12 protein-coding genes are annotated in these 12,126 nt (G+C 69.7%); 6 read left to right on the plus strand and 6 right to left on the minus strand.

Annotated features, from left to right (window positions below; all coding sequences use genetic code 11):
- Window positions 1–40: 40 nt before the first annotated feature.
- The 3 genes from ABD831_RS09465 to ABD831_RS09475 all read left to right on the plus strand — a co-directional run bounded on the left by ABD831_RS09465 (window position 41) and on the right by ABD831_RS09475 (window position 3,087).
- On the plus strand, window positions 41–754 hold the full coding sequence (locus ABD831_RS09465; RefSeq protein WP_344944878.1) for a DinB family protein: 714 nt from the start codon (window positions 41–43) through the stop codon (window positions 752–754).
- Between the two features lie 201 nt (window positions 755–955).
- Window positions 956–1,513 carry a gluconokinase gene (locus ABD831_RS09470; protein WP_344944881.1) on the plus strand — a complete coding sequence of 186 codons (558 nt, stop codon included), beginning with the start codon at window positions 956–958 and terminating at the stop codon, window positions 1,511–1,513.
- Window positions 1,510–3,087 (plus strand): GntP family permease, encoded by a 1,578-nt coding sequence (locus ABD831_RS09475; protein WP_425582800.1) that lies wholly within the window; start codon window positions 1,510–1,512, stop codon window positions 3,085–3,087. Before ABD831_RS09470 ends, ABD831_RS09475 begins: the two co-directional genes overlap by 4 nt.
- 65 nt (window positions 3,088–3,152) lie before the next feature.
- Here the strand turns inward: ABD831_RS09475 and ABD831_RS09480 are convergent, their stop codons facing one another.
- Window positions 3,153–3,980 carry a hypothetical protein gene (locus ABD831_RS09480; protein WP_344944883.1) on the minus strand — a complete coding sequence of 276 codons (828 nt, stop codon included), beginning with the start codon at window positions 3,978–3,980 and terminating at the stop codon, window positions 3,153–3,155.
- A gap of 148 nt (window positions 3,981–4,128) precedes the next feature.
- Between ABD831_RS09480 and ABD831_RS09485 the strand changes: the two genes are divergently transcribed.
- Window positions 4,129–4,515 carry a hypothetical protein gene (locus tag ABD831_RS09485; RefSeq protein WP_344944886.1) on the plus strand — a complete coding sequence of 129 codons (387 nt, stop codon included), beginning with the start codon at window positions 4,129–4,131 and terminating at the stop codon, window positions 4,513–4,515.
- 158 nt (window positions 4,516–4,673) lie between these two features.
- Here the strand turns inward: ABD831_RS09485 and ABD831_RS09490 are convergent, their stop codons facing one another.
- Complete coding sequence (locus ABD831_RS09490; RefSeq protein WP_344945403.1) at window positions 4,674–5,336, minus strand: Type 1 glutamine amidotransferase-like domain-containing protein; 663 nt, start codon at window positions 5,334–5,336, stop codon at window positions 4,674–4,676.
- Window positions 5,337–5,481: 145 nt separating this feature from the next.
- On the opposite strand from ABD831_RS09490, the gene ABD831_RS09495 reads away from it, so the two are divergent.
- Both ABD831_RS09495 and larC read left to right on the plus strand, forming a co-directional pair.
- Entirely contained in the window at window positions 5,482–5,745 is a 264-nt protein-coding gene (locus tag ABD831_RS09495) for a DUF1905 domain-containing protein (RefSeq protein WP_344944889.1), read from the plus strand.
- A 155-nt stretch (window positions 5,746–5,900) separates the two neighbouring features.
- Window positions 5,901–7,175 carry a nickel pincer cofactor biosynthesis protein LarC gene (larC, locus tag ABD831_RS09500; RefSeq protein WP_344944892.1) on the plus strand — a complete coding sequence of 425 codons (1,275 nt, stop codon included), beginning with the start codon at window positions 5,901–5,903 and terminating at the stop codon, window positions 7,173–7,175.
- A 21-nt stretch (window positions 7,176–7,196) separates the two neighbouring features.
- On the opposite strand, the gene larB is transcribed toward larC, so the two are convergent.
- The 4 genes from larB to uidA all read right to left on the minus strand — a co-directional run bounded on the left by larB (window position 7,197) and on the right by uidA (window position 12,118).
- Window positions 7,197–7,862, minus strand: a complete 666-nt coding sequence (gene larB / locus ABD831_RS09505; RefSeq protein ID WP_344944895.1) for a nickel pincer cofactor biosynthesis protein LarB — start codon at window positions 7,860–7,862, stop codon at window positions 7,197–7,199.
- A 43-nt stretch (window positions 7,863–7,905) separates the two neighbouring features.
- The gene (gene larE, locus ABD831_RS09510; RefSeq protein ID WP_344944898.1) at window positions 7,906–8,808 is read right to left on the minus strand and encodes an ATP-dependent sacrificial sulfur transferase LarE; all 903 of its coding nucleotides are present in this window, start codon (window positions 8,806–8,808) and stop codon (window positions 7,906–7,908) included.
- Window positions 8,809–8,843: 35 nt separating this feature from the next.
- A complete protein-coding gene (gene gndA, locus ABD831_RS09515) occupies window positions 8,844–10,235 on the minus strand; it encodes an NADP-dependent phosphogluconate dehydrogenase (protein ID WP_425582810.1) in 1,392 nt (463 codons plus the stop codon).
- A 101-nt stretch (window positions 10,236–10,336) separates the two neighbouring features.
- A complete protein-coding gene (uidA, locus tag ABD831_RS09520; RefSeq protein WP_344944905.1) occupies window positions 10,337–12,118 on the minus strand; it encodes a beta-glucuronidase in 1,782 nt (593 codons plus the stop codon).
- Window positions 12,119–12,126: the final 8 nt, after the last annotated feature.

Consider the following 12,126-nt stretch of genomic DNA (forward strand, 5'->3'; position numbering starts at 1 on the left):
GATCCGGTCGGGTGTGTGCGGTGTCTCCTAGCCTGTCAGCATGCGACGCTTTGACGACGAGGACCTGACCGGGGCGGAGTTCCGCGAATGCGACCTGAGCGGGGCGCGGTTGGTTGGTGTCGTCATGCAGAACGTCGAGATCGACGGTCTGGTCAGCAACCTCACCGTCAACGGGGTCGAGGTGATGCCCTACGTCGAGGCAGAGCTCGACCGCCGCCACCCGGTGCGGGTGCTCATCCGCTCCGATCAGCCCGGTGACCTTCGAAGGGCGTGGCGACAGTTGGGGGATGACTGGGTCACGACGATCGAGCGCGTCCGGTGTCTGCCCGAGGGCAGCGAGCATCAGCGTGTCGACGGCGAGTGGTCGATGGTCGAGACCCTGCGACACCTCGTCTTCGTGCACGACTCGTGGTTCCGGCGCTGCGTGCTTGGGCTGACCGAGCCGTTCACGGCGATGGGGCTGGCATCACCGTTCGTGCCCCATCAGGAGGAACTGGGCCTGGACCGGTCGGCACGGCCACGTCTCGACGAGGTGCTCGTCGTGCGCGCCCGGCAGGCGTCGGAGATCGAGGCGTGGCTGGCCGAAGTCACCCCCGAGCAACTCTCACAGTCCGCCCCGGTGCCGGACGACGACAGGTGGCCGCCGTATGCCAAAGGCCGGTCCGTGCAGCAGTGTCTCGTCACCGTGTTCAACGAGGAATGGGAACACCACCGCTTCTGCCTGCGCGACCTGGACAAGCTGATGCGGAAGTGAGCCTTCGAGAACATCTCGAACCAGCACCGCACGCTCACCGGCACGGGCACCCAGTCCGCACGGCATGAGTGCGCGCTATTCATGCTGGCTGGTTGCCACGGACACGCGTAGAGGACCGGACGTGGGCCGGGCGTCGCGCTGCCCCAGATCCAGCCGACTCCGTAGGCGTCATTTGGGCGAAAAAGGGCTAAGTTCCAAAGCATGGTCGATCAAGGGGTAGCAGCCGGGCGGCCGACTGGAAGTTCCGACGTCGTCATCGTCATGGGTGTGTCCGGGAGCGGGAAGACGACTGTCGCCAAAGGCATCTCCACCGTCATGGGGTGGGAGTTCGCTGAAGGCGACGCGTTCCACTCGGAGGCCAACGTCGCGAAGATGCGCAGTGGTGAGGCGCTCTCGGACGAGGACCGTTGGCCGTGGCTGGAGTCGATCGGCAGCTGGATCAGCGCGAAGGAGTCTGCGGGCGAGTCAGCGGTCGTGACCTGCTCGGCCCTGCGCCGTGCCTACCGCGATCTGCTTCGTCGTAACCGTCCCCACGTCCGGTTCCTCCACATCACTGCCCCGGCCGACGTGATCCGCGACCGCATGGAGCACCGGCCGGGCCACTACATGCCCGCGTCGCTCCTACCGAGCCAGATAGCCACGCTGGAACCGTTGGGCGACGACGAACCGGGTATCCCCGTAACGAACGAGGGCACCGCCGCCCAGGTGCTCGATCGCGCACTATCCGCGCTCGGTCTGCGAAAGGACAACCAGCCATGATCTCGCATCCAACCATCGCGACGCTGATGGTTCCCTCGATCTTCACGGCGGACCCCCCGAAGGTGCCGTATGCCGGCAACGGCCAGCTCGTCGCCGCGTGCATCCTCGGCATCCTCGCCGTCGTGGTGCTCATCACCGTCGCCAAGGTCCACCCGTTCCTGTCGCTGATGCTCGGCTCGGCCGTCCTCGGTGCCGTGGCGACGATGCCGCCGGGCGACATCGTGGCAAGCTTCCTCGCCGGGTTCGGCAGCACAGCTGGGTCCGTCGGCGTCCTCATCGCCCTCGGCGCCATGATCGGCAAGCTCCTCGAGGACTCTGGCGGCGCCAACCGCATCGTGTCGACCATGGTCGGGCGCGTCGGGGCCGGAGGACTTCCGTGGGCCATGGCGGCGATCGCGGCCATCCTCGGACTCCCGTTGTTCTTCGAGGTCGGCGTCGTGCTCCTGGTCCCGGTCATCGTCCTCGTGGCCCGACGCACCGGCCTGTCCCTGATGAAGCTGGGAATCCCGGCCCTGGCAGGCCTGTCGGTCCTACACGGCCTGGTGCCACCGCACCCGGGACCGCTGACCGCGATCGGCCTGTTGAACGCCGACCTCGGACGAACCCTGCTGTACGGGATCATCATCGCGATCCCCACCGTCATCGTGGCGGGACCGGTGCTCGCCAAGTTCGTCGACCGCTGGGTCCCCAAGTACGTCGACGCCGAGACCCGCGTTCCCGCGATGGTCGGCAGCGGCAGCGGCAGCGGCAGTGGAGGCGGCGGTGTGGGCGCGCCGGACAACAGCCAGCGCACCGGTATGCGCGGCGCGCCGGGCAACGAGGACGCCACCCGGACGGGACGCAGGTCCTCCGGGCCCGTGGCCTCCGTCGAAGACCTCGAGGAACCCCTGGCGCCCGGACGACGCCGGGTGTCCTTCGCCGCCGCCATCGTCGGGATCACCCTGCCGGTGGTGCTCATGCTCATCGACGCCATCACCAAGCTCCTGATCACCGACAAGGAGGACAGCACCCGCAAGGTCATCGACTTCTTCGGCACCCCCACGGTCGCCCTGCTCATCGCAGTCCTCTACTGCTACGTCGTGCTCGGCCTGCGCTCCGGCATGAACAAGGAGGAGGTCAGCGGATCGGTCGGCGCCAGCCTGCCTCCCATCGCCGGCATCATCCTCATCGTCGCTGCCGGCGGCGGTTTCAAGCAGACGCTCATCGACGCCGGCGTCGGCAACGTCATCAAGGACTGGGCCACCGGCGTCAACATCTCGGTGCTGCTGCTCGGCTGGCTCGTCGCCGTGCTGATCCGGCTCGGCACCGGCTCGGCGACCGTCGCCACGATCACCGCAGCAGGCATCGTCGGGCCTCTCGCGTCCACGCTCACCGCCAGCCACCTGGCCTTGCTCGTCCTCGCGATCGGCTGCGGCTCCCTGTTCTTCAGCCACGTCAATGACGCCGGGTTCTGGCTCGTCAAGGAGTACTTCCGCCTCACGGTGGGGGAGACCATCAAGTCCTGGTCGGTGATGGAGACCGTCATCTCGGTCTTCGGCTTCCTCCTCGTCATGCTGTTGAGCACGGTCGTCTAGTGGTGATGCCCGGCGCGAGCAGACATCGCCGGCGGCCGGATCGTGGAGGTGGTGAGCGTTCGCGGTCAGCGCGCGTGTGCGGACTCGACTCGGTCTGGTGAGTCCACGCTGTCGCCGAGGTAGGCGAGGGCCACGGTGGCCGCGACCCACGCGGCGAGAGCCCAGACCCACAACGCGCGTCCGGTCCACACGCACACCGCGAGGGCCAGGATCTGTACGGCCGTGAAGACGTAACGGAAGTCGCGGTACCGGCGGTGCAGCCCGACGGCCAGGCCGACGTACACGGCTGCGACGGCGACGGCGATTCCCGCGAACAAGAGCGCCAGGGCCGACCCGAGCCCTGCGAGCCCGTTCGTGCTGCCGGTGTTCGCGTTCGGGCCAAGCAGAACCGCGGCGATGACACCTCCCGCCAGGAGCGCGACAGCCCCTTGAATCGCGGCGACCACGACGACCGCTCGCCCCGCCGCCGGGGAGCCATGGCTGGTACCCGGGGCCGACGTCGTGGGTCCCGCGGGCCGGTGAAGCCGGAAGAGCGCCCGGACCAGCGCGACGAGGGCAAGGACGAAGGGCAGGGCGAACAGCGACATCGGCCCCGTGAACCGGGACGGTGCCGCGAGAACGCCGCAGGCGACCAGAACGGCCGCCGGGACTGCCCACCCTGCCCATGGCTTGGCCCACGGCAGGACCGACGGCACCAGCAGGTAGGCGAACGGGACGACGAGGACGCCCAGCAGCCCGAGGCCACCCCAGTCAGGCCCCACCAGTGCGGCGACGGTGACGACGGGGCCGGTGAGCAGCAGCGCCACCTGGCGTGCGCGGGGGCGCCACACCGCAGCTGTCATGACCAGCGCGAGCGCGCCGGTGGCTGCGATGTAGGGCCACGCGTAGGTCACTTCGCTCGTCCTCCGGATCTCCGGTCGTGTGCCACGTCCGGCGTTGCTGCGCCGTCGCGCCATGGTTGAGCGTCCCTCAACGGTGCCATGAGCGGACGTCCGGGGGTCGGCGATGTACTCGGCCGGCTCTTCACCGATCATGAACCTCATGGAGAACCAGCACACGCCGCAGCCAGCCGAGGGTGAGGCGAAGGTCATCACGCTCTGCGGATCGACCACGTTCGAGGCTGAGTTCGCGGAGGTCAACCAGCGGCTCACGATGGAAGGTTGCGTCGTGATCAGCCTCGGGATGTTCAGCCTCCCCGATCTGCCGGGCTACGACTGGACAGCCGACAGCTCGAACCTGAAGGGGCGGCTCGGCGGCGTGCACTTCCAGAAGATTCGCATGGCTGACGAGGTGTACATCGTGGATCCGGGCGGCTACGTAGGTGAGTCAACCCGACGCGAGATTGCCTACGCGGAGTCGCTCGGCAAGCCGATTCGGTATCTGAGTCGTGAGCGCCTGGCCCGAACGGGAGACGTCCCCCAAGAGTGAGTCCGATCGCGTGGTCGGCTCATCGGCAGTTCGCCCGCTGACAGCGGCAGACGAAAGATGTTGCTCCGCGAGCGGCTCTCCTGCCGAGGTGCTGTCCTGGACCTGGGGCGATGATCTCGGCGTGGGTGCTGCCCCGAAGACAGCGCGCACGCGGTGAGCTACATCCCGAACGTGTGCCACTCGCCTTCGGACACCACCTCGACAGAGTCGCCGATGACCTTGATGGCGGTCTGCTCGTCGATGGCATAGGCCGGACCGGCGATCTCGGCGGCCCACCGCTCAGCGTCCACAAGGGTGTTCGTCGGGAAAGCGTTCAGGTGAGGGAAGATCGCAAAGTCCACGAGCCCCAGAGTCCGGTCGTCACTGGCCGCCGGCCAGTTGACGAAGTCCGAACCGATTCGGGGTGCCATGACCATGCTCCCGGCGCTCACTCCGACCCAGGTCGTGTCGGTCAGGGAGGACAGGTGGTCGACCAGGCCGGACTGCCGCAGCCAGTGACACAGGTACGTGGCGTCGCCGCCGTCGACGAGCAGGACGTCGGCCTCACGGATCCATTCGACCCATCGCTCCGTGCCGATGGTGGGTAGGGCGGTGAGCTCGAGGACACCCACTGACTTCCACGGAAGCGAGGTCATGGCGTCTCCTGGGTCCCCGCCTTCGACGAACCTGCGCACCGATTGCGGCCCGCACATGGGGTGCCCCCACTGCGCGGTCGGGATGCAGAGCGCGGCAGACTCGGAGATCGGCTTGCCCAACATGCCGACGAGCGCGTCGCGGATGCTGGTGTTCCTGACGCCTCCGGAAGTGAGAAGCATCTTCATCGCTGGGGCTCCTTGGCCTTGCTGGACTTGGGGCAACGGACGGCCCGCCGGGGACCCCGGATGCCGACGGGTGTCGACACCGTACACACAGACCACCCCGCCTCGGTGCGGAGGCGGTGAGCGCGCCGGAGAATATGGTTGTCGCATGACGAGATTCCGCGCCGTGCTCGAGCCCACCGGCGGCAACAACGTCGGCATCGTCGTGCCCGAGCCGACGGTGCTCGCCTTCAATCGCGGGAAGCGCGTGCCGGTCATCGTCACGATCGATGGTGTCTACACCTACAGGACGACCATCGGAGTCATGGGAGGTCGCTACCTGGTCTCGTTCAACGCAGAGACTCGGAAGCAGACGGGCCGCGGCGCGGGCGATGAGGTCGACGTGGAGCTGCTGGAGGATCCCGAGCGCTGACGGTGGAACCGGGTTGCGTACGCGTCCCTGGATCCGCGCGCACACCTCGGCTGCTCCGGCTGAGAGCCGTGCGTCACGCACGCGTGCCGCGACAGGCGTCCAGCCCTCCCCACAGTCCTGAGCCGGCAGGGCGACGACCGCGTACGGTGTGGCGCATGGATCCGCGTGCCGGCAGACACTCGACGGGGTGGTTCGACCTCTCGGCCGGCGTCGCGGGGGACATGCTCCTGGCCGCGCTGGTCGACGCCGGCGGATCGTTGGAGCGGATGCAGGCTGCGGTCGACGCCGTGATCCCGGGTACGGTGCGCCTCGTCGCCCATGAGGTGGTGCGTGCCGGGATGCGCGCGCTCAAGGTCGACGTCGAGCTGCTCGTCGAGGACCAGCCGCACCGACGGTGGTCCGAGATCCGCGATCGGGTGACGGGGGCTGAGCTGGACGACCCCGTCCGGAGCCTGGTCCTGGCGGCGTTCGGATCGCTGGCGCAGGCCGAGGCGCGGGTCCACGGGGTCGGTGTCGACGACGTGCACTTCCACGAGGTGGGAGCGTGGGACTCCATCGCCGATGTCGTCGGGGTCTGCGCTGGTGTGGTCGAACTGGATCTCACCGACATCTCCACCTCGCGGATCTCTCTGGGATCTGGGGCAGTTCGTGCCGCGCACGGCACGATGCCGGTCCCCGTCCCCGCGGTGCTGGAGCTCTGTCGTGGGTGGCAGGTCACCTCGGGCGGTGACGGTGAGCTCGCCACCCCGACCGGACTGGCGCTGGTGACCGCCCTGGCCGCCAGGCAGGAGCCACTCCCTGCGCTGCGGGTGCACACGACGGGGGTGGGCGCGGGCAGCAAGGACATCTCTGGCCGTCCCAACGTCGTGCGTCTCGTGGTCGGCGATACGGAGGCAGTGGCGACCGAGACAGGCATGGCTGCCCCGGGCGACGGCTCGCTTGAGCGCCGCGACATGGTCGTGCTGGAGGCGAACGTCGACGATCTCGACCCCCGAGTGTGGCCGTCGGTCGTCGATGACCTCCTCGCTGCGGGCGCGGCCGACGCCTGGCTCACGCCGATGGTGATGAAGCGGGGCCGTCCGGCCCAGCTGCTGTCGGTGCTCGCCGATCCGCAGCAGGCAACGCAGCTGCTCGACCTCGTGTTCAGGTCGACGAGCACCATCGGCGTCCGCGAGACGTCCGTGACCCGCTGGGCGCTCGCGCGCGGCTGGCACGCTGTGCTGCTCGATGGCCACCGGATCGGCGTCAAGGTCGCCCACCGGGAGGGCCGCATCGTGCACGCCACCCCGGAGTTCCGCGACGTGGAGGCGGCAGCGCTGGCGCTGTCCCGACCCGTGCGTGACGTGCTCGAGGCGGCGGTGGCCGCGGCCGCCGCCGCGCACCTGACGCCCGGCGCAGACGTGCCCGCTGCGCTGGACGACCACGCCTGACAGCAACCGTGACGTCAGAGGTCAGCGGGCCGCGATCTGGGCGGCGAGGTGACCGGCGCCGTAGCCGTTGTCGATGTTGACGACACCCACCCCGGGCGCGCACGCGTTGAGCATCGAGAGGAGGGGTGCGAGCCCCTCGAACGCTGCGCCGTAGCCGACGGAGGTCGGGACCGCGACGACCGGAGCACGGGCCAGCCCGGCGATGACACTGGCCAGAGCCCCGTCCATCCCCGCGACGACCACGATGACGCCGGCTCGCTCGATAAGGCCCCGCCGAGCCAGCACGCGATGCAGCCCCGCCACCCCGACATCGACGACGAGCTCGGTCTCGCGGCCGAGGTAGCGGGCCGTGAGCATGGCCTCACGGGCGACAGGCAGATCGCTTGTGCCGGCGCAGAACACCGCCACGAGCGTGCCGGTCGGGAGTGGTGGCTCGGGCGGCCAGGCGAGGAGCCGGGAGGCCTCGTCGTGCGCGGCGTCCGGCAGGACGTCGAGCACCGCGCGGGCATGCTCGGGTGCCGCACGGGTGAAGAGCACGACCCCGGTCGTCGTGCCGTCATCGGCCGCCTCGCGCAGGCGCTCGGCGATGGCTCGCACCTGCTCCGGGGTCTTGCCCTCGCAGTAGATCGCCTCGGGGTAGCCCCGGCGCTCTGCACGGCCCAGGTCCAGCTCCGCGACCTCGAGCACGTCCCCGACGTTCGGCGCAGGATGCCCTCCGCGTGTGGCGCTGTCAGGCACCGGTCACCTCGACGAGGGGAAGCGTGAAGGCGCCCGACTGTATGCCGGCCACGTCCACCGCGACGAACGTGAAGCCCGCGTCGACGCCGGCCTGCCGCAACGCCCCGCGCACCGGGGCTGCCATCGCCCGCTGCAGATCCGGCTCGGACAGCTCGACCCGCGCCACCTGGTCGTGGTGACGTACACGGCAGTCCGCGAACCCCAGCCCGCGCAGGGCCCGTTCGAGCTGCTCGATCTGGGCGAGCTTGGCAGGGTCGACGACCGAGAAGTGGGGGATGCGCGACGCGAGGCAGGGCGCGGCCGGCTTGTCGGCGTTCGGGAGGCCGAGAGCGCGGGCCAGCTCGCGCACGTCCTCCTTCGTCAGGCCGGCGGCGGCCAGCGGCCGCAGCACTCCGTGCTCGGTCGCCGCCCGTGATCCCGGCCGGTCGGGACGTCTCGCGTCGTCGGCGTTCTCGCCGTAGGCGACGGCCGCGAGGCACTGGCTCCTCACCACCTCGTCGGAGATGCGGGTGAACAGCTCGTCCTTGCAGTGGAAGCAGCGGTCGGGCCCGTTGGCGCGATAGGCCGGGTTGTCTCCCTCGTGGGTCGCGACCTCGACCACGGGCGCGCCGATGTGGGCCGCCACGTCGTGGGCGCCGCGTCGCTCGTCGGCAGCCAGGCTGGGGGACACCCCGATGACCCCGACGACCCGGCCGGGCCCGAGGGCACGCACCGCCAGCGCCAGCAGCAGGCCCGAGTCGACACCGCCCGAGAAGGCCACGCCGAGGCGGCCCTCGCCACCCGGCATACCGGCGACGAGGTGCTGGGCGACCCGCTCGGCCAGGACGGCAAGGTGCGGGGGCAGCGCGCCGTTGCGCTGACCCCGCCCCTGCTGCTGCGATTCCGGAGCCGCCATGGGCCCAGTCTCGCTGATCCACGTCGATCGGTCGATCACGACGTGGACACCTCCGTGCGGTCGCCCGACCACAGCGTGTGGAACGCGCCCGCGCGGTCTGTCCGGCCGTAGGTGTGGGCGCCGAAGTTGTCGCGCAGCCCCTGGACGAGGGCGGCCGGGAGTCGCTCGGCTCGCACGGTGTCGTAGTAGGCGAGGGCGCTCGAGAACCCGGGCACCGGTACGCCCGAGGTCACGCCCTGCGCGACGACCCGGCGCCAGGCGCCCTGCCGGCCGGCGAGGCCCTCGGCGATGCTCGGAGCCACGAGCAGCGTCGCCAGCCGCTCGGCCGCGTACTCGTCGCTGATCTGGGCCAGCAGCCGCGCGCGGATGATGCAGCCGCCGCGCCAGATGCGGGCGACGGTCGCGATGTCGACGTCCCAGCCGTACTCCTCGCTGGCCTTCCTGATCTGTTCGAGCCCCTGCGCGTAGGCGACGACCTTCGAGGACCACAGGGCATCACGGACGTCGTCGACAAGGCCCTGCCGATCGCCAGCGGAGACAGTGCGGTTCGGTCCGACGAGAACACCACGGGCCGCATCGCGCACGGCTGTGTCGCCGGATCCCGACCGGGCGAAGACCGACTCGGCGATCGTCGACACCGGCACACCCAGCTCGAGCGCCGTCTGCACGGTCCAACGGCCGGTGCCCTTCTGCTCCGCGGCGTCGACGATGACGTCGACGAGCGGGCGAGCCGTCGCGGTGTCGACCTGGTCGAGGACCTCGGCGGTGATCTCGATGAGGAACGAGTCGAGCTCCCCGGTGTTCCACTCACGGAAGACGTCCGCAGCCTCGGCGGCGGAGAGCCCCGCGGCCGAGAGGAGGTCGTAGGCCTCGGCTATGAACTGCATGTCGGCGTACTCGATGCCGTTGTGGACCATCTTGACGAAGTGGCCGGCGCCGTCCGGTCCCATCCAGGCGCAGCAGGCCTCGCCGTCGACCTTCGCGGCGATCGACTCGAGGATCGGGCCGAGGGCGGCGTACGACTCCCTCGAGCCGCCCGGCATGATCGAGGGACCTTCGAGCGCCCCGACCTCTCCGCCGGAGATGCCGGTGCCGACGAAGTGGAGTCCGTGCTCACGCAGCCACGACTCTCGCCGCCGCGTGTCGGCGAAGTGGGCGTTGCCACCGTCGACGACGATGTCACCCTCCTCGAGGAGGGGCACGAGCTCGTCGATGACCGCGTCGGTCGGGTCGCCCGCCTTGACCATGACGATGATCCGCCTCGGCCGCTCGAGGGAGGCGACGAACTCCGCGGTCGACTCCGACGGCACGAACACGCCCTCGGACCCGTGCTGCTCCACGAGCGCCCGGGTCCTGGCGACGCTGCGGTTGTGCACCGCGACGGTGTGGCCGTGGCGGGCGAGGTTGCGGGCGAGGTTGCTACCCATGACAGCAAGCCCGGTGACTCCGATGTTGGCGAGGCTACTCACGATGACTTCCTTGTGGGAGAGGGCAACCCGGGCGTATGCCGGGTGGCGTGGCTGGTCGGTCAGGCGTCCTTGCGCCAGCGGCGCCGGAGCGCGAAGGCCGCCGCCTTGGGCTTGCGGTCGCGGGTGAAGACGCCCTTCTTGTTGCCGTCGACCCGCATGATCCCGGACGTCGTGGCGAAGTCGGCGAAGTTCCACACCTGCTCGCCGACGACGGCGTCGCAGGCGTCGAACACGCGGTGGTTCATGTCCAGGTAGTCGACCTGGTACTCCTCGCTCCACGGTGCAGGGGTGAGCGAGTGGTTGCCGGCGAGCGTGTCGGCGCCGTACTCGGTGATGATGATCGGCTTGCCCTCCGAGGCCCAGCCGGAGAGCTCTTCCGTCCACGCGACCTCGGCGCCGGCGAGGTCGCCGGTGTTGACGTACCAGCCGTAGTAGCGGTTCAGCATGATCACGTCGGCGAACTGCGAGACGCGGCAGGTCCCGTGAGGCGCGAGCATGACGTTGACGAATCCGACGGGGCGCGTCGGGTCTGCCGCACGGGCGAGGTCGAAGAGGGGACGGAAGTAGTCCTCGGCCCCCTCGGTGTCGGACTCGGGCTCGTTGGCGATCGACCACAGCACGACACTCGGGTGGTTCCTGTCGCGGGCGATGAGCTCGCGGATGGCCTGCGCGTGGACCTCGCGGCTCGCGTCGTTGATCGTGTCGGGGGAGAAGGTGGTGTAGCCCTGGCCGCCGAAGATGCCGCCGCCGAGGCCCATGTTGAGACCGACGGCCGCCGTCTCGTCGATGACGACGATGCCGTGGCGGTCCGCGTAGTCGAGGACGTCCTCGGAGTAGGGGTAGTGCGACGTGCGGAAGGAGTTGGCGCCGACCCATTCCAGGAGCTCGAAGTCCTGGATCACGTGGGCGGGACTGTGCGCCTTGCCGATGGTCGAGTGGTCCTCGTGCATGCCGAATCCCTTGAAGTAGAAGGGATCACCGTTGATGAGGAAGTCGGTGCCACGGACCTCGACGGTGCGGACCCCGACTGACTGTCGGTAGCTGTCCAGGACGGTGTCGGAGTCGTCGACGAGCTGCACCTCGAGGTCGTAGAGGTAGCCGTGCCCCGGCGCCCAGAGGTGGACGTCTGCGACGGCGAGCGTGCCGACGGCGCCGCGTCCCGCGGCGACCTCACGGCCGGCGGCGTCCCGCAGGGCCACAACGACCTCCAGGCCATCCGCGTCGACGGCCTGGACGGCATACTCGACGGACCCGGTGTCGCCCTCGAAGCCGGTGACGACCGTGATGTCCTCGACCCGTGCCTGCGGCGTCGCCGCGAGCCAGACGGAGCGGTGGATGCCGGCGAAGTTGAAGAAGTCGTGCCAGTAGACCTGCTTCTGGCCCGCGGGCCCGTCCTCGATGACGCCCGGGGGGATCGACTGGAAGCTCAGCGTGTTGTTGACCAGTGCGGTGATGCGTACCGGTTCTCCGGGAGTGACGTACTCGGTGATGTCTGCCTCGAACGGGGTGTAGCCGCCCTCGTGGCTGACGACCTCATGGTCGCCGACCCAGACCGTGGCGCGGTGCGTCGCCGACTCGAAGTGGAGCACGATGCGCTGGCCGGCCCACCCACGGGGGACCCGGGCCGTGCGCTGGTACCAGATGTCGCCGACGTAGTCCCGCACGGCGGCGTCCGCGGTCAGGTCGTTGAAGCTCGCTGGAACCGCCATCTCCCGTGCCGCCGGCAGTGTTTCGCGGAACCACCCTGCCTCGCGCCCAGCGGAGTCCCCGTCGAGCTGGAACGACCAGATGCCGTCGAGGCGTTTGGTCTCGCGGGTGGAGGAGTCCTGGGGGCGCAGCATGGGTGTGG

It is taken from the genome of Terrabacter ginsenosidimutans, from assembly GCF_039539425.1.
Classification (GTDB): Bacteria; Actinomycetota; Actinomycetes; order Actinomycetales; family Dermatophilaceae; genus Terrabacter; species Terrabacter ginsenosidimutans.